The sequence below is a fragment of the Bacillus sp. FJAT-22090 genome (assembly GCF_001278755.1).
Taxonomy (GTDB): domain Bacteria; phylum Bacillota; class Bacilli; order Bacillales_A; family Planococcaceae; genus Psychrobacillus.
The window spans coordinates 3,125,187-3,147,947 of record NZ_CP012601.1; the positions used below are offsets into that span (position 1 = coordinate 3,125,187).

A 22,761-nucleotide genomic window follows, 5' to 3' on the forward strand; every position below is an offset into this window, starting at 1 on the left:
CACTACCTCTCTAATTTCTTTGCATCTTTCCAAAAAGAATCGAGCTCTTCCAGATTATAATGAGTAAAGTCTCCTTTTCCCTTTTTAACACTCGACTCAATATATTGGAATCTCCTTTTAAACTTTTCATTTGCTTGCATGATCGCTTGCTCTGGAGATAAGCCGTAAAAACGAGCTAAATTAACGAGCGTAAACAATACATCCCCTAACTCATCCGTCTGCGTATCTATATTGCCATCTTTTAACTCTTTCTTCCATTCTTTTAGCTCTTCATCGAACTTTTCCCATGCTCCAGATACATCTGGCCAATCAAAACCAACTTTTGCTACTTTCTTTTGAAAATTATAAGAAGTAAGCAACGAAGAATCTGCACGCAATTCCCCATCTAGCAATGACTCGTTATGTTCTTTCTTCTCTTGCGCTTTAATTTGCTGCCAATTACGAAGCACATCTTCTGAATTTGTGGCGATCACATCTCCAAAAACATGGGGATGTCTGCGAATCATTTTATTGGATACTGACTCTAGTACATCCTCTAAGCTGAAATATCCATTATCTTCTCCAATTTGAGCATGTAAAAATACTTGTAATAGCACATCGCCGAGTTCCTCAACAATATGATCATCGTCTTCTTCATCTATTGCCTGTAATAATTCATACACTTCTTCTACGGCATATTTCTTTAGCGTCGTATGTGTTTGTTCCTTATCCCATGGACATCCATTAGGACCACGTAAATCAGCTACAATTTTACGTAGGGTTTGCCATTCCTTTAATCTATTTTCTTGCTGGAGTATAGGAGGAACGTATAATGTTGTTAAATTATCGAGTTCCATTACTCGATCTAGCTCATATAAAGGCACTTTCGTTAACTTTTCCTGAGCTGAACCAGCTGCAGTGACGATAGTAACGACATATTCATCTGGATATTTTTCCATGAGCGTAAGCTTCACTTCGGAGGCGCTAAACGCATCATAAACTTGTCCGATTAATACGTGCGCATTCATTTGAATGTCGTCACGTTTTAAGCTTGTACCATCTAAAAGCTGAAATCCTTCGATAGGATCTATTCTTAACGCGCCAAAAATAGGGTCTAAAAAGCTTTGTCCACCTTCAATATTAATTTTCGCTTTGCCTTGTTGCTCCGCTTCAATAAGTAATTGTACAGTTTGTTCAGCTACTAATGGGTGTCCGGGTACTGCGTACGTAACAGGGTTAGCAATTGCTAACTGAAGTAAAGTTTTCACAATCTCCTCATAAACACCTTCAAATTGATCATTCTTTTCATAAATTTCATCGAAGCTTTTCCATGTAAGTCCTTCTGTTTTTAATTCTTGCAAAACAGGATGCTGCTCCGTACGAACATATAAATGTTCTGATGCTTTTAGCTTTTTATATATACCTAGAGGCAATTGATCTAAATCGCTTGCCCCGAGGCCAATAATGGTAATTTCATTCATCTGCTCACAACCTTACTTTTCTTTATTCAACCATAGTTGAAATGTAGCCATTCTTCGTCCAAAAGGCAATAAAAACCACTCTTTTTCTCCGATTACACGTCTTTTTGCAATGATTAGTAAGAAAATGGTTGCTCCAAGTGTTACAGCGCTAATAGAAATAACGACAGACTGTAGTCGACTGGATAAACTATCGAAGAGTATAGCATCTGCCACCCACACATACGCGGTTACACAGATTACCATCATAAGCGAAGCAATTCCAATGCCTTTATAAAAGGAAATAGAGGCAAACGAAATGTTCCAGTTCTTTTTAAAATAATAAAACATCATTAAAAATACAATCGCTAAACTAATATTTCCTGCTATTGCTGCACCAACAATCCCATAAGATGAGACAAGCATACCATTTAATAGCCATTTACAAAATACGCCAACCAGTAAAAATAAAGTAGGGATTTTTACTTTCCCACTTCCTTGAAGCATAGCCATCAACGTTAATATTAAGGACATCCATATTATTTGACATGCAAATACCATCAAAGTGAAGGACTCAGCTCTAGTTTGGAATAACATTTCATTTACATAAGGTAAAACTACAATCAACCCTAATGCTGCAGCAAATCCAAAGGTGAAAGCGACACGGTATGTAAGCTGCATGAAAGGGATAGCCGTTCTTCCCTTTTCTTTATTGATTCGATGTGCAACTAACGGAACTATCGCTAAAGATAAAGTAGAGGCAATAACAATTCCTAATTGGACTAGCGGCTGTCCTCGATCATAAATTCCTTTCATCTCCATCGCTTGTTGCTTTTCCAAGCCGCTTTCTACTAACGTTTGAAAAATAGTAAAAGAATCCACCAACTGAAAAAGTAAAAACAATAGCGCACTAATACTTGCACTAATACTAACAATGGTCAAATCCTTTACAATTGGCCAAATTGGAACTACTTGTTTCGGTTTGTTTGTATGAAGATTTCCTAATCCTCTCCAATATACATAAGAAAGAAAAACAACACCTGCTAGTTCCCCTGCCACTGCACCATACATTGCCATACTGCCAGCCTTGTATAAATCAAAACTAGTAGAAACGACAATCCATGTACCTAATAAAATGATAATCACTCGTACTGCTTGCTCGATCACTTGTGCATAAGCAACCGGCTGCATCTTGCCATCTGCTTGAAACTTTCCTTTTAACACAGCCAGCATTGGCATTAACAAAATAACATAGGAACCCGCTTTTAATAACGGAGCTAACTGGACATCACCCATTGTACTTGCAAGAAATTCAGCTCCGGCAAATAGTAAAAGAAAAAATAGAATTGAAATGATTCCAATAAAAACGAAAGCAATTTGTATAATTCTTGGAATAGCTTCATCATTTTTGGTAGCTTTATATTCTGATAGTATTTTTGACAATGCAACGGCAAATCCAAAAGAAGTCCAAGTTGTTACAATACCAATGAACGGATAAACCTGTTGGTAAATATAAAATCCTTCATCTCCAACCAAATTTTGAAATGGAACACGATAAACAGCGCTTAATAGCTTTACAATAATCGCTGCAATCGTCAACATGGCTGCGCCCTTCATATACGTTTTCATGTTCCATTCGTTACTCATTTCCTTCATCCTTCTTCCATCTCTCAATGCAACTATTATACATGAATATAAAATAAACAGCATATCTCCAGGGAATGAGCAACACAAACAGACATGGAAAAAGGCCTTTCTCTATTAATAGAAAAAGACCTTCGATAAATTAAGTTTCCATTTGTTTTGCTAAGAAATTTGCTGCTGTTTCGACTGCTTTTAACTCTGCTTCCCCAACAAAATGGACTTTAGAAATTAAAAAGACAGCGCCTATTGGATCTCCAGATGAGATAATTGGAGCAATACAGTAGGATTTGACTGATTCAAAAACCCCTGGTACCCATTCTACTGAGTTTTCATGTTTTTCCGTAACAATAGAACGTTTACTAACGATTTCTTCTACATCTGGGCTTAGTCTTCTATTTAGATAATCTTTTTTGGATAAACCTGCCACTGCAATCATTTCGTCACGATCACTTATTAATACCGGAGTACCTAGCGTTTCGTATAATGTTTCTGCATACTCTTTTGCAAAATCCCCGAGTTCATTGATAGGTGAGTATTTTTTTAGTATTACTTCACCTTCTCTATCCGTAAAAATTTCCAGTGGATCACCTTCACGGATGCGAAGCGTTCTGCGAATTTCTTTCGGAATTACTACTCTACCTAAATCATCAATGCGTCGTACGATGCCTGTTGCTTTCATGTAATGTGCCTCACTTTCGACTGATTGGGTATTAATTTTCATTTCTGCCATAGTATGCATCACATTACCATAAAATATGCAAAGTGCTAATTCACTTCAGACTTTTCTTTTTTTGCCTCAGGCAACAACCGCATCATCTCTTCTAACACATCAAAAGGATTAAACTTCCCTGTTTTACGTTCATCGATTGTAATGACCAAATTTCGATTATCCATGTTAAATCCAATTGCACGACCATATTTCATCGACTTTTCAACAAGCATGGCACCATCAATGTTTTGTGTACCCTCGGTACTGAATCGAATAGACACAATCTTGTTTACTTCTTTGATTGATTCGACTCCTACATCTTTACCCCAAACTTTCATACGAGCAATTCGTAGCAATTTTTCTGCTTCCAGGGGAATGTCTCCAAAACGGTCTTGCAGCTCATCAACAAGGTCCATATATTCCTCTTCCTTGTCCATTGCTTTAACACGTTTATACATCTGGATTTTTTGATATCCATCTGGAATATATTCGTCAGAAATATAAGCATCTGTCGATAAAACAATTTCTAAATCTTGTATTTCTTCTTTCTTTATACCTGTTCGTTTTTCCTCAATTGCATCTTCAAGCATCTGTGTATATAAGTCGAAACCAACGGAATCAATAAACCCATGTTGTTGAGAACCTAATAGATTCCCTGCTCCTCGAATAGACAAATCACGCATTGCGATTTTAAATCCGGAGCCAAGCTCTGTAAATTCCTTAATTGCTTGTAATCTTTTTTCCGCAACATCCGTCAATACCTTATCTCGTTGATGCATTAAATAAGCATAAGCTACTCGATTCGAGCGTCCTACTCGACCACGAAGTTGATAAAGCTGCGATAATCCCATTTTATCAGCATCATGTATGATAAGCGTATTCACATTTGGTATATCAATCCCTGTTTCAATAATAGTTGTTGTTACGAGTACATCATATTCCCCTTCTAAAAAGCTAATAATGACAGACTCTAGTTCTGTTTCAGGCATTTGTCCATGCGCAAAACCTACTCTTGCAGTTGGAACTAACATTTGAATTTCATCTACTTTTCGAGTAATGTCTTCCACCCGGTTGTATAAATAAAACGCCTGTCCTCCCCTTGCTAGCTCTCTTTCTATTGCTTCACGTACAAGTGCACCGTTATATTCCATCACATACGTTTGGACTGGGAAACGATTTTTAGGCGGTGTTTCGATAACAGATAAATCCCGCACTCCAATCATTGACATATGCAATGTCCGAGGTATTGGAGTTGCAGTTAGCGTAAGTACATCTACATTTGTTTTTAATTGTTTTATCTTTTCTTTATGCTTTACTCCGAATCGCTGCTCTTCATCGACAACTAATAGCCCTAAATCTCGATACACAACGTCCTTGGATAGAATACGATGTGTACCGACTATGACATCTACCATCCCTTTTTTTAATCCATTAATCGTCTCTGTTTGCTGTTTTTTAGTACGGAAACGGCTAAGTAAACCAACTTCAATAGGGAACTCTTGAAAACGTTCTAACATTGTCTCGTAATGCTGTTGAGCAAGAATAGTAGTTGGACATAAAAAGGCAACCTGTTTTCCTTCCATTACCGCTTTAAAGGCGGCACGTATAGCTACTTCTGTTTTTCCATAACCAACATCTCCACAAATTAGACGATCCATCGGTCGTGGTTTTTCCATATCTTTTTTTACTTCTTGTATTGAACGAAGCTGATCATCCGTTTCTTCATATGGAAAAGCAGCCTCGAAGGATTGCTGCATTTCACCGTCCGGCTCAAATGCATATCCAACTTCCGATTCACGCTTTGCATAAAGTTTTATTAACTCATCCGCAATATCTTGAACAGCTGCAGATACTTTTGATTTTGTCTTTTTCCAATCCGCTCCGCCTAGTTTATGTAGCTTCGGATCCTTCTCCCCAGAAGCAACATACTTCTGAATAAGATCAATTTGGTCCACAGGAACAAATAGCTTATCTTCTCCACGGTAGCGTATGTGTAAATAATCTTTATGAATACCATTAACTAAAAGCGTTTCTATTCCGATATATTTCCCAATCCCATGATGTATATGTACAACATTATCGCCAGGCTTTATTTCCGAATAGCTTTTAATGCGCTCTGCATTCGTTACTTTTTGTGTTCTTGCTTTTCTCTTATGTTTTTGTTTAAATAACTCAGAATCGGTAATGACAGCAATGCGTTGGAGCGGTAATTCAAAACCAGCTTCCAAATCTCCGTCCACAATAAAAATTCCGGAGTTTTTCAAATCCTCCCCAGAAGCTCCAATCTTTGAAACTATTTCGTAATCTTCTAAAACAGTATGAACCTTTTGGACACGCTCTTTACCGTCAGCTAGAATTACTACTCGAAACTTTCCTTGTGAAAAACGATCAATCTCATTTTTCAATAGATGCATTTGTCCATGAAAGTTTTGCATTGGCTTACAGGAAAAGCCGATATTTTTTTTAATCGTTATACCTGAAAACGTACGAGAAAATAATGAAAAATATAATTTTTCATTTGGAAGCATCTGAATAATCTCTTTTAAATTATAAGAAGGTTTTACATCATGAACCGTTTTACCCTCCTCTAATAGAGCTAAAAACCAATCATTTTCTTCTCTTTCAAGTGTTTCGGTAACTTCTTGAATTCTTCCAAGCTCATCAAATAAAACCATTCCATTAGCATCGAAATAATTACCTAAAAAGCTATTATGTTCATCAAGCAACGACACGTACTTCATAAATTCTTTCGGCTGCTCACCTTGTTTTAAAAGTTCGATATCATGCTGGATATTTTGATAAAATTGCTCTTTCATTTCCGCTATTTTTACTTTTTTTAGACTTTCCGCTAAAGATTCTTCCAATTTATCGGCAAGTAATTTCTTTTTATTCTCAGTTAATACATATTCAGTAGCTGGTAATATTCGAATATCCTTTAATTTTTCTAATGAACGTTGGTCCTCTGCGGAAAATGTTCGAATAGAGTCTACCTCCGTATCAAACAACTCTATACGAATTGGGTGCTCTAAATAGAGTGGGTATATATCTACAATCCCACCTCTTAAAGCAAATTCACCAGGTGCAGTAACCATTGGTTGACGAACATAGCCCATATTTATAAGACTTTGTAATAGTGTATCTAACACTATTTCCTCGCCTTCCGATATGGAGACTGTGCTCTCTCGCCAATCCTTCACAGATGGCATATGTTTTTTAAGTCCAGCTATCGGCACAATATATACTCCATTTTTTTTCGATAGCATGTGATCTAACGTTTCGATTCTTTGTGCCCGTAACTCTGGACTAGCTATGGAAATGTCTGCAGCTATAAGCTCATCCGCAGGAAATAAGCGTACTAAATCTTCTCCAACTAGTTTTACTAAATCTTCCGTTAGCTTTTGAGCATGAAGTAAATTTGGTGTAACAATAAGAATAGCTTTTTTACGTGTACTATAGAGCATTTTACTAAAAACAGCTCTCGCACTGCCAGAGAGTCCTGTTATGAGCTGCTGATCTTGGCCGCTCTCTAATTCTTTTAATAGTTTTTGTATATGTGAATCTTCCCGTAATATATTGCTTAAAAGCTCCATTTCAATCCCCCGTTTTATAAGAAAAGCGTAAGGCGCCTGTATAGCCGCGAATGCTATTACTAATGCATAATAAGAAGATTAGTATTAGACTACTTAGCGGCTGGCACCAGTAACTAGACAATTAAAAAGTAGAAAACTGTAGGTGCCTTTTATCTACCCTGATAGACAACTTCAAAACAGAAAAAGGCTTTGCACACTATACCGTGCCAAAGCAACTCTACTGTATCCACTTTTTTAATGCATAGTAATTCGGAAATTTTTGGAGAGAACTTTGACACTCTTCACAAATACACTGTACTGTGAAATCCCCCTCATTTCCAAGTTCTATATATAAATCTTTTTCTTCAGGTGTTATTTCATTTTTTTTCAAAAAATGCTCATCTATAGAGTCCAAAGGCAATTGGCCTATTTCTGTTTCACAATGTCGACATTTATATCGTATGGTCATGCCCAAAACCTCCTTTTTAGGAAGTATAGGCCTAGACGTCATAATTTATGCACCATTATAAATATTCATCACTTCTAAAAAGGTTTTTGATAGCCACGCTTCACATGCATCGGCACTTTTTTTAACTGCATGTGCCATATCTGATTTTTCTTCTTCTGTGAATTTTGATAAAACATAATCAGGTACTTTCATTCCATTTTTAGGACGATCAATTCCAATACGAATTCGATTAAACTCCTGTGTACCTAAATGATGAATAAGAGATTTTATTCCATTATGACCTCCTGCACTTCCTTTTTGACGAAGACGGAGCTTTCCTACCTGTAAATCTAAATCATCATAAATAACGACAATCTCATCATTCTCAACGTTATAATAATCCATCATTGGTACAACGCACTCTCCAGATAAATTCATATACGTCAATGGTTTCAATAGCATCACTTTTTCTGTTCCGATATGAGCAACGCCATACATACCATTAAATTTTGATTGAGTCAGTGGAGTATTTAATCGATCAGCTAATTCATCTATAACATGAAAGCCTATATTGTGTCTGGTTGCCTCGTATTGTTTACCTGGATTCCCTAAACCGATGATGATTTTCATTCGTTTTCCATTCCTTTAATTACGTATTTCATTTATTTTAACATATACATAGAGAAAAACGCAGATTCTTCTGCGTTACAGACTGTAGACAAACTCGAATTTATTTTATATAGGATAGACTGGTTTTTCGAATCTTACCACTCGCTTTCCGCAGGCGAGCGCCAAGCCGCTTGGGCCAACACGATGTTGGTCATGAAGGCGTTGAGGCCCATAAGATGTGGGTCATGCAATCGTTGCCGTAGAATGCGGCGAACTTAGATTGCCTTCCATTTGATGAGGCGTACTTAGTCTTCCTTCCTTAAGCTGAGAGCACTGAAAAAGTCCTCAATGAGATTTCATAACAGTATTTACGTTCCAGGCGGACGCGTTCCGCCGGCATGGCTTCAGCCGCTTCCCTCGCTCGCTCGGTCCAGGGTCTTCAGCTCATGCTATTCCGGCTGGAGTCGCCGCCTTCCACTCCAATTAATATCAGTTTTTCAATTAGAAAACCATCCTGCCATTAATAGAGCAATTTTTATCACTTATATTTTTTCAATTAGTATTTATAGAAAATCGTTGGAAAAGGCGACACTCCTGCGGGAATAGCGTTAGCTGAAGACCCCGCAGCGTAGCGAGGAGGCTAAGGCAACGCCCGCGGAAAGGGAGCCGTTTCAACGATTTTCCTATTTATCGGACGACATTATTTAGTAAAGTCAAATTCTATTGACTTTTTCAGTATCCTCGCTAAGCAATACCTATTGTTTTTTTCTATTTTACTCAGGAAGAATAATCTTGATGTAATGAAAATGATGACAAAAAAACAAAATAACAACGATACCATTTATCCAACAGTCTTTTGTCTTCAATCTGAAACGCAGATTCTTATGCGTTAACAACTACAGAGAAAAAGAGATTGCCTTTTTGAGACAACCTCTTTTCTTTTAAAATTATTCTTCTGTTTTTGCTTCTTCAGTATCATTATTTTCTTCGGCTTCAGCATCTGTCATCTCTGTTTCTTCCTCTTCTACGCGAGGTGCTGAGACAGTCACTAATGTATAATCATCTTCATTTAAAATTGTATAGTTTGTTTTGTCGCGAATATCAGCAATAGTGATTGTATCACCAATTGCCATGTTCGTTACATCCACGTCAATACTATCTGGAATATCAGAAGGTTTTACTGTAATGGTTACTTCTCTGTTAGGTTGCTGAAGCGTTCCGCCCTCAGAAACTCCTACCGATTCACCAATGACATTAACCAAGACGTTCACTTCTAACTCTTCCTTCATATTAATCGCTAAAAAGTCCGCATGGATCATTTGACCTTTTAGGATATTCATTTGGTAGTCATTCAAAACGACGTTTACTTGTTTTCCGTCTACTTCTAGTTTCATGACTCCATTGCGTCCAACTTCTCGAATGGTTTTAGCTAAATCCTTCTCATCTACAGCAATAGATTGTGATTCCATTTGAAAACCATAAACTACAGCTGGGATGAAACCATTTTTCCTTAGTTGTGCATTTTCTTTATGCTCACGTTTTTTTGTTTTAACCAATGTATTCATCTATATCCATCCTCCTAAAAGTTCTTATCCTTATTAGATATATACCCATTATGAGGATGTTTCAAACGCTGGTAAGATTAATCAAATAAAGTACTTACTGACTTCTCTTCGAAAACGCGGACGATTGCATCGCCTAATAATTTTGCAACAGACAATTCTTTAATCTTAGGTGAAGTTTTATCTTCTGCAAGTTGAATAGAATTTGTAATAACTAACTCTTTAATAACAGAGTTATCTATACGTTCGATTGCTGGTCCAGATAATACAGGGTGTGTACAGCAAGCATAAACTTCTTTTGCACCACTTTCCATCAATGCTTTAGCAGCAATAGAAATAGTTCCAGCAGTATCGATAATATCATCAATTAGAATTGCCGTTTTTCCTTCTACATTACCAACGATATTCATTACTTCAGCAACGTTCGGACGAGGACGACGCTTATCGATAATAGCGATTGGAGCTTTCAAACGGTCTGCCATTTTACGAGCACGCGTAACTCCACCGTGGTCTGGTGATACAATAACAATTTCGGATGGATCTAAGTTTTTACCTAAGAAATAGTCAGATAAAATAGGTGAAGCAACTAAATGATCAATTGGAATATCAAAGAATCCTTGTATTTGTGGAGCATGTAAATCTAGCACGATTGCGCGTGTAGCTCCAGCCGTAGTTAATAGGTTTGCAACTAACTTCGCTGTGATTGGTTCACGTGCACGTGCTTTTCTATCTTGTCGAGCATATCCATAATAAGGTAAAACCACACTAACAGTACGAGCGGAAGCACGTTTTACTGCATCAAGCATGATTAATAATTCCATAATATGCTCATTTACAGGGCCAGAAGTGGATTGAACGATAAATACGTCACAACCACGGATACTTTCATCGATATTGATTTGAACTTCTCCATCACTAAATCTAGTAACTGTACTTTTTCCTAGCGGAACCCCTACTTCTTTTGCAATTTCTTCTGCTAACTTTTTATTAGAATTTAAAGTGAATATTTTCAATTTCGAATTTTTATATTGTTCTGGCATGATAATCCTCCTGAGTAGTGGGTTAATTTATTTTAGTTTATTTACATAGCCTTCTTTATTTTCTTGTCTAGCTCGACCAATCGCAAGAGCTTCTCCAGGCACATCATTTGTAATAGTAGAACCAGCAGCAACATACGAATTTTTGCCAATTGTTACTGGCGCTATTAAATTGGAGTTACAGCCAACAAAGGAATCATCTTCGATTGTAGTTTTAAACTTATTTTTACCATCGTAATTCACTGTTATGGTTCCACAACCTATATTCACATTTGAACCAATAGATGCGTCTCCCATATAGCTTAGATGTGAAATTTTACTTCCATTCCCTACTGTAGACTTTTTCACTTCTACAAAGTTTCCAATCTTCACATCATTTCCAACGTCTGACTGTGGTCGGATATGTGCAAACGGTCCGATTGAGGTATGATCGCCTACTTCGCTTGATAGAACAACCGAAGAATGAATAGTTGTTCCATTTCCAATTACACTTGAAACAATATGACTATTTGGTCCAATTGTGCAATTTTCTCCGATTATAGTCTTCCCTTCAATAATGACTCCAGGCTGAATAACAGTATCGGCACCTATTACTGCGTCGCTACTAATGTATGTATTCTGAGGATCTATGATTGTTACACCTTCACGCATATGATGATGTGCAATACGAGATCGCATAATTTGTTCTGCTTGAGAAAGGGCGATTCGATCATTTATTCCCAAAATTTCATCAAAATCTTTTGCTGCAAAAGCAGAAATTACTTCGCCTTCTTTTTGTAAAATCTCAATTACATCTGGTAAATAATATTCGCCTTGAGCATTTTCATTTTTTACTAATTTTAACGATTTAAATAATGCTTGATTATCAAAACAATATGTTCCCGAGTTAATCTCATTGACAAGTTGTTCATCTGATGTAGCATCTTTTTGTTCTACGATACTTTTAACATTTCCATCCTCTGAACGAATAATTCTTCCGTAACCAGTAGGATCATTCGCAATTGCTGTAAGAATGGTTGCTTTGGCACCTGATTGTTTATGGTGATTCAATAAGTCGCTCATTGTTTCGGCAGTAATCAGTGGAGTGTCTCCACAAATAACAATGGTTGTGCCTGAAAGGGTTGCAAGTGCTGTCTCTGCTTGTAGTACAGCATGTGCAGTTCCTAATTGTTCTGCTTGTAAGGAATATTCACTTCTATTACCTAATTCGCTTTGAACCGTTTCTGCACCGTGACCAACGACTGTTACAATCTTATCTACACCAAGTTTCTCCATGTTTTCAACAACATGTTCCACCATTGGCTTCCCACAAACAGGATGTAGCACTTTATATAGACTTGACTTCATACGAGTTCCTTTACCAGCAGCTAATACAACCGCATAAGTATTTGTCATTTTCCGTTTTCCCTCCAGTGGGCTAATTTCCTCTTTTGACTATAGCGGAAATGAAACCATTTTTCAAGGAAATATCTCTTGACAAATACATGACAAAACAAGTATTATAAATAATTTTTCTGCACAAAAAAACCATCTCATGCTAGAAATGGTTTTAGTTGATTCATATATTTTGCCTAAAAGCAGCATATTATTCACCTAATTATTAATAACTAGCTTCTGCTACCGGCTCCTCTATATCACCGCTTAAATGATAAGCGTATAACACTGCATCTTGAATTTTTGTACGAGTTCCAGAATTTATTGGATGAGCTATATCTCTAAATTCACCCTCAGGAGTTCTTTTGCTAGGCATTGCTACAAATAATCCTCCATTCCCATCAATAACTCGAATATCGTGTACAACAAACTCATTGTCCAGTGTAATGGAAGCGATAGCCCTCATACGACCATCTGATAGTACTTTACGTAATCTTACGTCTGTTACTTCCATTTTACAGCACCCCTCTTCTAATAGTAAAAAACTCTTTTATTATTATTCCACGAAACTTATAAATATCCTTCTTCTTTTATGAATCTTTTTAATATTATAAAATAATTAGATTGCTTTACTCGAAATCCATAATTATCCATATAAATTACTAATCTATTTTATTGAATTTACTATAAATTGGATTTTTTATTTTCTTTTTATAATTGCGGTGCACTATTGTGATGAGGCATTTTATAAAGTAGAACTCGGATGTGTGCTTGCCGCACGCTACGCATGAGCCTCCGCAGGATGAGTCGCTCCTTTACGTGGCCTCATTCTTCGCGCTCTTGCGGCCTGTAAGGCGCACCTCCTGAAAATTATGTTTATACAGCAAGAAGTTGTTCCCAGCCGCATCACGTGCCGTATGAGACAGCTAAATGTGCTTGTGCATGCAGCGGACGTGTGGCCAGCGCGAATGCTTATAGATTAGGTTTATCTATTCAAATCTTTATTAGTAATATTGAAGTTTAACAAAGTTATTTTAAATAAAAAAAGTATGCTTTCCGAAGAAGGCATACTCTATCTTTATACTACTGCTATTACTTCTATTTCAACTTTAACATCTTTTGGTAGTCTCGCTACTTCCACAGCTGAACGAGCTGGCTTATGCCCTGCAAAATGCTTTTCATATGCTTCGTTAAATTCAGCAAAATCATTCATATCTTTTAAAAACACAAGTGTTTTGACAACGTTCGATAAAGAAGAGCCTGCTTCCGTAAGTACGGCTTCCAAATTAGCAAAAACTTGTGCAGTTTGTTCCGTAATAGAGCCCTCTACTACTTCCCCTTGTGGAGTTAATGGAATTTGTCCAGAGCTATAAAACATTCCGTTTACAATTACTCCTTGAACATATGGACCAATAGCTGCTGGTGCATTAGTTGTTGATACTGCTTTCATTAAGATTTCCACCCTTCTCAAAATAGTTTCCTTCTGTTAAAGCAATTGTACCATCTTTTTCATTCACTTCATGTAACTTTATTAAAGATAAATAATCATTCACGAGTTGCTCACCCTCATGCTGCGCCTCAACTAGTACAGCAATACCCGCAAGCTCACAGTTAAATTCCTCTAGCAAACTCTTCATCCCATTAATCGTTCCTCCGACTTTCATAAAGTCATCTGTGATTAATACACGCTGGCCTTTTTCCATACTTCTTTTTGAAAGGACCATCGTTTGAATACGTCTAGCTGATCCAGATACATAGTTTATACTTACCGTTGGACCTTCTGTCACCTTACTATCTCTTCGTACTACTACAACAGGAACATTTAAATGTCTTGCAATTGCATGTGCAATGGAGATACCCTTTGTAGCAACCGTCATAATGGCATCTATTTTTTCATGGGCAAAAGCAGATGCAAATATTTTTCCTACTTTATTCATAAGTGAGGGATTTCCGAGTAAATCTGTCATATACAGATACCCTCCAGGCAACAAACGTTCCGATTTGGAAAGCTGTTCCATTAACTCCGCAGTTATTTCCTTTACATCTTTACTTGTCATCGTAGGAATAAATTTTACTCCACCCGCTGCTCCAGGGACTGTAATGAGTAATCCTCTTCCTCTTTCTTCAAAAGTTTCTTTTATAATCGTTAAGTCTTCACTGATCGAGGACTTGGCAGATTGATATAAAGAAGCAAAAAACGTTAAAGGTATTAATTTATGGGGATGTTCCATTAAGTATTGCGTCATATCTACAAGTCGCTCACTTCTTTTCCACTTCATCCAATCACCTCCAAACACGAATGTTTTAATGAAAACTTATCACAATCATACGCATTTAAGCAAGTGAATCTCGTTCTCCTATTAATCGAACTGCATAAACTTCGTCACAGAACCCACGCAGGCCATTATATATTCTTTGCACTCTGGATTCTTGTTGCACTATTCCGAACACTGTTGGGCCACTCCCACTCATCAAAACAGCATCTGCACCAAACTTTTCCATTTGCTCTTTTAAACCTGCAACTTCTGGATATAGTTTTAATGTGACGCTCTCTAGTACATTTCCTACAGATGCACACATTTTTTCAAAATCCTTCGTTTCAATCGCTTCGATCATTTTTTTCGTATCTGGATGTTCTATACGTTTTAAATTTAACTTTCCATAAACGTCTGCTGTAGAAACACCCAATGTTGGTTTAGCTAGGATGATCCAGCAATTTGCAGGGGATGGAAGCTCTTGAATCTTTTCTCCTCTTCCAGTCGCAAGTGCCGTTCCACCATACACACAAAATGCAACATCTGAACCTATTTTCGTTCCAATTTCAGCTAACTCATCTAAGGATAACCCCAAACCCCAAAGAGTATTTAGCCCTCTTAAGGTTGCCGCAGCATCACTGCTTCCGCCAGCGAGGCCAGCTGCTACAGGAATATTTTTTTCAATCTTTATAGTTACTCCAGATTTTATAGAATACATTTCTTTTAATAGCTTAGCTGCTTGATATGCTAAATTCCGATAATCATTCGGAACAAATCGGTCAACGGATAGTATATGTATTTTTCCATCTTCTCTTAACTCTAGCCCTATACGGTCTGCCAAATCGACTGTTGTCATGATCATTTCAACCTCATGATAACCATCGGGACGTTTATTCAAGACATCGAGTGTTAAATTTATTTTAGCAGGTGCTTTTACATAGTACATTCCTTCTGCTCCTTTTAAACTTAGGTTGTCCACTATTTTACCATAGTGCATCTGAAAAGCGGAAGTGCGTATACTGACGAGGCGTACTTATTAGCGTTCCAATAGTTAAAGTCAGAAAAAATATCCCTGCATATGTTATATGAAAAAGAAAAGGCGGATTTCTCCGCCTGCTAGTTGTTTACTTTTTTGGATTTCGCATGCTTTTTGGCATATAACCAACATGGTACTCTACGATTTATTTTGGTGACTTCATTTGTTGTTCAGCCATTTCAATTGCTCGTTTTACCATATTACCAGCGTCACGTGATTTAATTCCACCCCAGCCCTCGGTCTTGACTACTTCATAAATTCCAAGATCTTTTGCTATCTCTTCTTTTAATTCATTAGACATAATACCTTTTCTAGCCATATGGTGAATCCTCCCTTTTAAATACGCTTTGGCGAATTTGTATCAGTTGAACAACTAGCTTACTTAGTATGTGCTACAAACAGAAAAAAACCCCTTTTCCATTCAAATGAATGAAAAAAGGAGCTTCTTTCGAAATATAAAAGTAAAAATAAAAGTTCTAAACAATCATTTTACAACTATTAAATTATTTGCTTCGTCAAAAATAGTGATTTCTACTGCTTCTGTCAAAATGTCTGCATAACTATAAGATACACGTTCAAAAGAATTTTCATCTTGATCCAAATCGATAACGAATACGGCATGATAAGTTTCTCTTAAAACACCAGCACGTTCGATCGTTTTCTTACGTCCTCCGTTTGCTTTTAATTGCAAACGTTTGCCTAAATGATGATCTAATGACTTTTTAATATCAGCTAAAGTTTTTGGCATTCTGCTTACACCTCACTGAATATTACTATACCATCTATTTATATTTTTGTCAAACAAAACATTTTAACAAGCAAGACGCATACTTGTCAATATATTTTTCATATATCTCGAATGGATTTTTTTATAAACAGTACTAATATTGTAACAAGTAAAATTAATGAAAATAAGGATATAGCTCATCTGCTAAGCGTCCAAATTCTTCAATAGATAGAGTTTCCCCTCGTCTTGAAGGATCTATGTTCACTTTTTGTAAACACTCAATGATGATTTCCTTCTTTTCCTTACCATTTGGTAAAGACGACTGTAGATTATTAATAATTGTTTTTCTTCTTTGGACAAACGACCCTCTCGATACTTGAAACAAGAAGTCTTCATCCATAACTTGAACTGGTGGAGTTTCATGGCGAGTGAGCTTAATAACTGCCGATTCTACATTAGGTTGTGGCATGAAAACACCTCTAGGCACAACCATTGCCACTTCAGCCTTCATATAGTATTGAATAGCAATTGAAAGTGACCCATATGCTTTTGTACCAGGAACTGCTGTAATACGATCAGCTACTTCTTTTTGCATCATTACAACCATTCCACGTATAGGTAAACGATCCATCAGTAACTTCAACAATATCGGAGTGGTAACATAATAAGGTAAGTTTGCAACTACCATAACATCTTTAATACCAGTCAATTTATCCTCAAAAATTTGTTTCACATTAGCTTCCAAAATATCGGAATGAATAATTTCCACATTATCATAAGGAGAAAGTGTATCTTCTAAAACAGGCAGCAATCTTTGGTCTATTTCAAAGGCAACTACCTTCCCTGCAGCTCTTGCTAAATGTTCTGTTAGCGCTCCTATACCTGGTCCAATTTCAATTGCCGCTGAATCTTTCGTGAGATCCGCATGACTCACAATATTTCGTAAAATATTTGGATCGATTATAAAGTTCTGACCTAAGCTTTTTTTAAAGGAAAAGCCATACTTTTTTAATATTTCTTGCGTTCGAATTGGTGTTGCTATATCTTTTTGCATAAATTAATTATCCTCCATATTGAGCTGCAAGATTGCTTCCTCAAGCTGCTGTCTGCTTATTTGAAAAATAGAAAGACGCTTTTGCAATTGCTTTCCATTTGTATATCCTATCTTTAATAATTCTCCAATTTTCGTTCTTCGGTCTTTTGAATTTGGATGTCCAATTAATTTTCCCTCAACTAAAATTTCTAAAGGAATTTCAGGTACAACGTCCAGTTCAGTCTTTGGTGTATAAACATTGGCAAGCGCCTGTCGGATATCTTCCTCTTTCGCGTGTTCTATACCTAACCCTTTACCATTTTTAGCGATTGTTTTTTCTTTTGAGAGAAATGCGTGTTTTACGCCCGGTACATGCTCCTCGATTATAGCGCGTATCCGTCGTCCTGGATAATCTGGATCCGTAAAAACAATTACTCCTCTTTTTTCTTGCGCATGCTGAATTTTAACGAGTGTCTCTTTTGAGATTGCAGAACCATTCGTCTCTATAGTATCTGCTTCAACAGACCGTTTAATTGCAGTTGTGTCATCTTTACCTTCTACGACTATTAACTCTTTTATACGCAAACATACTTCCTCTTTTCTTTTCTTCCTAGTTCTTACTATCATAACGCAAAAAAGCTTCCCCAATCAACGAAAGGGAAAGCTATATAATTAGAAAGCGCAAACCATCACTTTCTAATCGGGCAATCAAATACAAACGAGTAACCGAAGATGCGATACTCGTTTGTAAATTATAAATAAATTTAATCTAAGATTTTTATTCGTACTTTTTTACGGCCGAATTCATAGGCTTGCGATTTAGATGGTATGAATAAATCAACTTTTTTCCCTTTAATCGCCCCACCTGTATCTCCAGCTACTGCATAACCATAGCCTTCCACCCATACTTTGGATCCAAGTGGTATGACACTAGGATCAACCGCAACTACTTTTACGTTAGGATTGGCCTTTAAATTAATACCAGTAGCTGTTACACCAGTACAGCCGTTACAATTCGCCGTATAAGCTGTTGCCGTTACGTAAAACTCTTTTCCATCTGTGGAGTCGGATGAAGAATTTTCTCCTCGAGAAACACTAGCAGTCACAACTTTTGTCCCTACTGCTACGACTTTTTTGGTCGGCTCTTTTGTAATCTTCTCGCTTATTACGTTACGAGATACTTCCTTGCCATTTTCTTTTACGACTTCATATGTTCGTGAAACAGAACCTTTTTCTCCTGTTTGCACTACTTTTTCTTTCCCTTTTAGTAGCGAGTCATCTTTTTTCGTTTCAACTGCAAAATTTGTTTCTTCCTCAACTACATCGGTGACCTTTTCTACTCGCACTACTTGTATTACAGAATTCGGACTTACTAGTTCATCCATTTCCCGTTCCACTCGGTCGAAATCATTCATTTGAATGTTATGGTGTTTTAAAAAGTCAGCGACCGTAGTCGAAGTGGACCATACCTTCTTCTCTTCCTTGCCATCTAAAAGTGTTACTTCAAATGCTTTTTCGATTGCAATTTTATTATCCGGTCCAACCTCTGCATCTGCAGCAGGTGTTATTGCATCATGTTCATTTATTGGAACATTTGCCTTTGCAAGTATTTCTGAAACTACATCATCAGCTGTGGTAATTGTTTGTTTTTTCCCATCCACTGTGATATCTATTTGTCTTGCCTGCTCCCACTCAATCGCTAAATTATTTTTGATTGATGTGTTCACTGAGGGTTGTAAAAAATCTTTGTTGGTTACAACTATATTATTTTGTTCTAATAGTTCTCCAACTGTATTTGCATGCGTTAGTATCTCTTGTTGTTCACCGTTTACTGTTAAAGCAACGGTTTTCTTTGTTCCTTCGAATAAAACGAAAGAAACCACTGCAAGAAACAATAGTAATGATGCTACCGTTACTAATGTTTTCTTGCTCCTCAATGAATGAAAGAACAGGTTTTTCATGGAATTATTTGACATGAAAAACGCCTCCTTGTTCACTCGTGTGATTATATAGAGTACTTTTCAGCTTGTCAACTCTTATGGATATTTCATTCACCCAAAACAAGCTTAAAATACTTTTAAACTAGGCGGAAAAGTTTTTCATTTTTTAATCAATAAGCTTAAAAAACTTCTCTGCATTTTCAGTAGTTGCAACCGCTACTTCCTCAATAGAAATACCCTTTAATCTTGCTATTTCTTCTGCTACAAGAGGCACCAGTGATGGTTCATTTCTTTTTCCTCGATGAGGATGTGGAGCTAGATATGGCGCATCTGTTTCTATTAGCAAATATTCTAGTGGAATTTCAGTTGCTACCTCTTTAGGTTTTTTTGCATTTTTAAACGTTACAGGACCACCAAGTGAAATCATGAAGTTCATGTCGATACATTGTTTAGCAGTTTCTACGCTTCCTCCAAAACAATGCATAATTCCTCCAGTTAGATGTGCTTCTTCTTCTTTTAAAATTCGAATTACATCTTCTGTCGCCTCGCGATTATGTATGATAATCGGTAAATTTACTTTTTGGGCTAATCGTATTTGCTTTCGGAATAATGCTTGTTGTACATCTTTAGGAGACTTATCCCAATAATAATCTAGTCCCATTTCTCCAATACCTACAACTTTTTCATGCGCAGAGAGTTCTTCAATCCATTGTAAGTCTTCCTCTGTACAATCAATCGCATCTACTGGATGCCACCCGATTACCGCATAAATAAATGAATAATCTTCTACAAGCTTCATTGCGCGTTCAATTGTTTTTCGATCAAACCCTATTACAACCATTTTATGAACCTTCGCTTCGATAGCTCGATTAATTACTTCCTGAAGATCCTCATCGTATTGATCCGCATTTAAGTGCACATGAGTGTCTATAAACAATTTCTCTTTTCCCTCCCGTTAATTACATTTACAATCCATATTATAAAAACGTATTTAAAAAGTCACGTTATTTGGTTTATTACCTCTTATATATACCTTATTAGGTATATTTTTTAAATTAATTTAGAGCGGTATAGTATTTTAAAATACTATTTTTAAAAAAGACCTGCCACAAATTTTGTGACAGGTCTTCTATTAATTATTTTACTTGAGCTCCATTTTCAAGTTTTTGATCCACAGTGGCAAGTGTTAAATATCCGTCTTTTTCGCCTGCAAGAATCATCCCTTGAGATAATTCTCCTCTTAGTTTTACGGGCTTCAAGTTTGCTACTACAATTACTTTCTTTCCAATAATATCTTCTGGTTTATAATGTTGTGCTATTCCAGACACTACTTGTCTCTTTTCATATCCTAAATCTAATTGAAGTTTTAACAATTTATCCGCTTTTGGAATTTGTTCACATTCTAAAACAGTAGCTACTCGGAGATCTACTTTAAAGAAATCATCGATAGTAATTTCTTCGGCTTGTGACTCTTCTTCCTGCTGTTCCTCTTCTTGTGAAGTTTGGACAGAACCTCTCATTTGTTCTCTTATATAGGCAACTTCAATATCCACTTCTAGACGCGGGAAAATTGGAACCCCTGTTTTAATTACTTCTGTTCCATCCTCAATTACATTGAAATGCCCTAAATGTTCCCAGTTTAAAAGTTCTTCTCTTAAACCTAGCTGAGAAATTATTTCTTTTGGTGCCATCGTCATAAATGGTTGGGTTAATGTCGCTATTTGTCGTAAGCTTTCTGCTAAATTAGTCATAACTGCAGCTAATTGCCCTTTCAAAGCTTCGTCTTTTGCAAGTACCCATGGCTGTGTTTCATCAATATACTTATTTGTGCGAGAAATAAACGCCCATAAGTCACCTAATACAACACTAAATTGCATTTTTTCCATACTTGTTTCATATTTTTCTACTGTTTCTTTCGCAAAATTGCGAAGCGTTTCATCAAATTCTGTAGATTCGCTTAAAGCAGCTGGAATTTTTCCATCAAAGTATTTGTTAATCATGGAAACTGTTCTATTTAATAGGTTACCTAAATCATTTGCTAAATCAAAGTTTGTTCGTTCCACAAATGACTCTGGAGAAAAAACACCATCTTGTCCAAAGGGAAGTTCACGCAATAAGAAGTAGCGTGTTGCATCTAAACCATAACGCTCTACTAACATTTCTGGATAAACAACATTCCCTTTCGATTTGGACATTTTACCGTCTTTCATCATAATAAATCCATGAGCAAACACTTTTTTGGGAAGTGGTAAATCTAAAGCCATTAAAAAAATTGGCCAATAAATGGTATGGAAACGTACAATATCCTTTCCTACAACATGTACATCTGCTGGCCAATATTTTTGGAACAATGAATCGTCCTCAGACATGTATCCTAGTGAAGTAATATAGTTTGTTAATGCATCCACCCATACATAAATGACATGCTTCGGATCTCCCGGAACAGGAATTCCCCAATCAAAAGAAGTTCGGGAAACAGATAAGTCCTCTAAGCCAGGTTTAATAAAATTATTGATCATTTCATTCTTTCTTGACTCTGGTTCAATAAACTCTACATTATCTTCATAATAAGCCAATAACCGGTCAGCATATTTCTTCATATTAAAGAAATAGGATTCCTCTTTCACTTTATGGACAGGTCGACCACAATCTGGACAATTCCCATCTACCAATTGTGTTTCTGTGAAAAAAGACTCACAAGGTGTACAATACCATCCTTCGTACTGCCCTTTATAAATATCTCCGTTATCTAAAAACTTTTGGAAAATCTTTTCGACAGCTTTCGTGTGACGTTCTTCTGTTGTTTGAATAAAATCATCGTACGAAATATCCATTAAGGCCCAAACTTTCTTAGCGGCCTCTGCAATTTCATTCACATATACTTGAGGCTCCATACCAGCTTCTTGGGCTTTTTCTTGAATTTTTTGCCCATGTTCGTCCATCCCAGTTAGAAAACGAACATCATAACCTCTAAGTCTTTTGTACCGTGCCATTGCATCAGATGCCACCGTTGTATATGCCGTACCAATATGGAACTTTCCACTTGGATAATAAATCGGTGTCGTTAAATAAAATGTTTTCTGTTGATCTTTCAATGTAAGGATGCCTCCAATGTTGATTCTACTTTCTCTTTATTCTATCGAAATGAAGAAATTGTTTCAATTAATTAATAAATATAGCCATTTGTCGAAAATTAGTATCTAATTTATGAATTGCATTTAAATAGTTAATATATCAAAATAATTCCTATTTCACTAAAAAGATAACGTTTTTTTATTATTACATAGGTTTTCATATCATTTTTTTATTAAAAATCATAATTTACTAGCAATTTAATTATTGACGGAAATGGTATTACTTGGTATGATAGTTTACATCAAAG

The 22,761-nt window shown here is 36.5% G+C and carries 20 protein-coding genes; all 20 read right to left on the minus strand.

The genetic code is table 11. The features are described from left to right. Positions 1–2 precede the first annotated feature (2 nt). A complete protein-coding gene (gene mazG, locus AM499_RS15700; protein ID WP_053591085.1) occupies positions 3–1,460 on the minus strand; it encodes a bifunctional methyltransferase/pyrophosphohydrolase YabN in 1,458 nt (485 codons plus the stop codon). Between the two features lie 12 nt (positions 1,461–1,472). Further along, positions 1,473–3,083 carry a putative polysaccharide biosynthesis protein gene (locus AM499_RS15705; RefSeq protein WP_053592246.1) on the minus strand — a complete coding sequence of 537 codons (1,611 nt, stop codon included), beginning with the start codon at positions 3,081–3,083 and terminating at the stop codon, positions 1,473–1,475. 139 nt (positions 3,084–3,222) lie between these two features. Next, complete coding sequence (gene spoVT, locus AM499_RS15710) at positions 3,223–3,759, minus strand: stage V sporulation protein T (protein ID WP_053592247.1); 537 nt, start codon at positions 3,757–3,759, stop codon at positions 3,223–3,225. Positions 3,760–3,845: 86 nt separating this feature from the next. Continuing rightward, positions 3,846–7,379, minus strand: a complete 3,534-nt coding sequence (gene mfd / locus AM499_RS15715; protein WP_053591086.1) for a transcription-repair coupling factor — start codon at positions 7,377–7,379, stop codon at positions 3,846–3,848. A 217-nt stretch (positions 7,380–7,596) separates the two neighbouring features. Next, positions 7,597–7,827 (minus strand): anti-sigma-F factor Fin, encoded by a 231-nt coding sequence (locus tag AM499_RS15720; protein ID WP_053591087.1) that lies wholly within the window; start codon positions 7,825–7,827, stop codon positions 7,597–7,599. 45 nt (positions 7,828–7,872) lie between these two features. Next, complete coding sequence (gene pth, locus AM499_RS15725) at positions 7,873–8,436, minus strand: aminoacyl-tRNA hydrolase (protein WP_053591088.1); 564 nt, start codon at positions 8,434–8,436, stop codon at positions 7,873–7,875. A 926-nt stretch (positions 8,437–9,362) separates the two neighbouring features. Further along, positions 9,363–9,980, minus strand: coding sequence for a 50S ribosomal protein L25/general stress protein Ctc (locus AM499_RS15730; protein WP_053591089.1), 618 nt, complete (start codon positions 9,978–9,980; stop codon positions 9,363–9,365). Positions 9,981–10,057: 77 nt separating this feature from the next. After that, positions 10,058–11,017, minus strand: a complete 960-nt coding sequence (locus AM499_RS15735) for a ribose-phosphate diphosphokinase (protein WP_053591090.1) — start codon at positions 11,015–11,017, stop codon at positions 10,058–10,060. Between the two features lie 27 nt (positions 11,018–11,044). Continuing rightward, the gene (gene glmU, locus AM499_RS15740) at positions 11,045–12,409 is read right to left on the minus strand and encodes a bifunctional UDP-N-acetylglucosamine diphosphorylase/glucosamine-1-phosphate N-acetyltransferase GlmU (RefSeq protein ID WP_053591091.1); all 1,365 of its coding nucleotides are present in this window, start codon (positions 12,407–12,409) and stop codon (positions 11,045–11,047) included. A gap of 205 nt (positions 12,410–12,614) precedes the next feature. After that, positions 12,615–12,902 carry a septation regulator SpoVG gene (gene spoVG, locus AM499_RS15745; protein ID WP_053591092.1) on the minus strand — a complete coding sequence of 96 codons (288 nt, stop codon included), beginning with the start codon at positions 12,900–12,902 and terminating at the stop codon, positions 12,615–12,617. 564 nt (positions 12,903–13,466) lie between these two features. Continuing rightward, positions 13,467–13,838: a RidA family protein gene (locus tag AM499_RS15750; protein ID WP_053591093.1), complete on the minus strand. Its 372-nt coding sequence runs from the start codon at positions 13,836–13,838 to the stop codon at positions 13,467–13,469. Then, positions 13,816–14,667, minus strand: a complete 852-nt coding sequence (gene purR / locus AM499_RS15755) for a pur operon repressor (protein ID WP_053591094.1) — start codon at positions 14,665–14,667, stop codon at positions 13,816–13,818. Before purR ends, AM499_RS15750 begins: the two co-directional genes overlap by 23 nt. Positions 14,668–14,722: 55 nt before the next feature. Then, the gene (gene ispE, locus AM499_RS15760; protein ID WP_053591095.1) at positions 14,723–15,589 is read right to left on the minus strand and encodes a 4-(cytidine 5'-diphospho)-2-C-methyl-D-erythritol kinase; all 867 of its coding nucleotides are present in this window, start codon (positions 15,587–15,589) and stop codon (positions 14,723–14,725) included. A gap of 235 nt (positions 15,590–15,824) precedes the next feature. After that, positions 15,825–15,998, minus strand: coding sequence for a small, acid-soluble spore protein, alpha/beta type (locus tag AM499_RS21440; protein ID WP_082355286.1), 174 nt, complete (start codon positions 15,996–15,998; stop codon positions 15,825–15,827). Positions 15,999–16,163: 165 nt separating this feature from the next. After that, positions 16,164–16,427 carry a biofilm formation stimulator Veg gene (gene veg, locus AM499_RS15765; RefSeq protein WP_053591096.1) on the minus strand — a complete coding sequence of 88 codons (264 nt, stop codon included), beginning with the start codon at positions 16,425–16,427 and terminating at the stop codon, positions 16,164–16,166. A 154-nt stretch (positions 16,428–16,581) separates the two neighbouring features. Further along, positions 16,582–17,460 (minus strand): 16S rRNA (adenine(1518)-N(6)/adenine(1519)-N(6))-dimethyltransferase RsmA, encoded by an 879-nt coding sequence (rsmA, locus tag AM499_RS15770; RefSeq protein ID WP_053591097.1) that lies wholly within the window; start codon positions 17,458–17,460, stop codon positions 16,582–16,584. A gap of 3 nt (positions 17,461–17,463) precedes the next feature. Then, positions 17,464–18,024 carry a ribonuclease M5 gene (gene rnmV, locus AM499_RS15775; protein ID WP_053591098.1) on the minus strand — a complete coding sequence of 187 codons (561 nt, stop codon included), beginning with the start codon at positions 18,022–18,024 and terminating at the stop codon, positions 17,464–17,466. A 179-nt stretch (positions 18,025–18,203) separates the two neighbouring features. Beyond that, positions 18,204–19,415, minus strand: a complete 1,212-nt coding sequence (locus tag AM499_RS15780) for a resuscitation-promoting factor (RefSeq protein ID WP_053591099.1) — start codon at positions 19,413–19,415, stop codon at positions 18,204–18,206. Between the two features lie 130 nt (positions 19,416–19,545). After that, the gene (locus tag AM499_RS15785; protein WP_053591100.1) at positions 19,546–20,316 is read right to left on the minus strand and encodes a TatD family hydrolase; all 771 of its coding nucleotides are present in this window, start codon (positions 20,314–20,316) and stop codon (positions 19,546–19,548) included. Positions 20,317–20,515: 199 nt separating this feature from the next. Next, positions 20,516–22,474, minus strand: a complete 1,959-nt coding sequence (gene metG, locus AM499_RS15790; protein WP_053591101.1) for a methionine--tRNA ligase — start codon at positions 22,472–22,474, stop codon at positions 20,516–20,518. Positions 22,475–22,761: the final 287 nt, after the last annotated feature.

What these genes read in the sequence shown, in the direction of transcription:
- mfd (WP_053591086.1), bottom strand. Translation starts at nt 7,379, where the DNA reads ATGGAGCTTTTAAGCAATATATTACGGGAAGATTCACATATACAAAAA.
- AM499_RS15705 (WP_053592246.1), bottom strand. Translation starts at nt 3,083, where the DNA reads ATGAGTAACGAATGGAACATGAAAACGTATATGAAGGGCGCAGCCATG.
- AM499_RS15720 (WP_053591087.1), bottom strand. Translation starts at nt 7,827, where the DNA reads ATGACCATACGATATAAATGTCGACATTGTGAAACAGAAATAGGCCAA.
- glmU (WP_053591091.1), bottom strand. Translation starts at nt 12,409, where the DNA reads ATGACAAATACTTATGCGGTTGTATTAGCTGCTGGTAAAGGAACTCGT.
- mazG (WP_053591085.1), bottom strand. Translation starts at nt 1,460, where the DNA reads ATGAATGAAATTACCATTATTGGCCTCGGGGCAAGCGATTTAGATCAA.
- AM499_RS15750 (WP_053591093.1), bottom strand. Translation starts at nt 13,838, where the DNA reads ATGAAAGCAGTATCAACAACTAATGCACCAGCAGCTATTGGTCCATAT.
- AM499_RS15730 (WP_053591089.1), bottom strand. Translation starts at nt 9,980, where the DNA reads ATGAATACATTGGTTAAAACAAAAAAACGTGAGCATAAAGAAAATGCA.
- spoVG (WP_053591092.1), bottom strand. Translation starts at nt 12,902, where the DNA reads ATGGAAGTAACAGACGTAAGATTACGTAAAGTACTATCAGATGGTCGT.
- rsmA (WP_053591097.1), bottom strand. Translation starts at nt 17,460, where the DNA reads ATGCAAAAAGATATAGCAACACCAATTCGAACGCAAGAAATATTAAAA.
- veg (WP_053591096.1), bottom strand. Translation starts at nt 16,427, where the DNA reads ATGCCAAAAACTTTAGCTGATATTAAAAAGTCATTAGATCATCATTTA.
- purR (WP_053591094.1), bottom strand. Translation starts at nt 14,667, where the DNA reads ATGAAGTGGAAAAGAAGTGAGCGACTTGTAGATATGACGCAATACTTA.
- AM499_RS21440 (WP_082355286.1), bottom strand. Translation starts at nt 15,998, where the DNA reads ATGGCTAGAAAAGGTATTATGTCTAATGAATTAAAAGAAGAGATAGCA.
- spoVT (WP_053592247.1), bottom strand. Translation starts at nt 3,759, where the DNA reads ATGAAAGCAACAGGCATCGTACGACGCATTGATGATTTAGGTAGAGTA.
- ispE (WP_053591095.1), bottom strand. Translation starts at nt 15,589, where the DNA reads ATGTACTATGTAAAAGCACCTGCTAAAATAAATTTAACACTCGATGTC.
- pth (WP_053591088.1), bottom strand. Translation starts at nt 8,436, where the DNA reads ATGAAAATCATCATCGGTTTAGGGAATCCAGGTAAACAATACGAGGCA.
- AM499_RS15735 (WP_053591090.1), bottom strand. Translation starts at nt 11,017, where the DNA reads ATGCCAGAACAATATAAAAATTCGAAATTGAAAATATTCACTTTAAAT.
- AM499_RS15780 (WP_053591099.1), bottom strand. Translation starts at nt 19,415, where the DNA reads ATGTCAAATAATTCCATGAAAAACCTGTTCTTTCATTCATTGAGGAGC.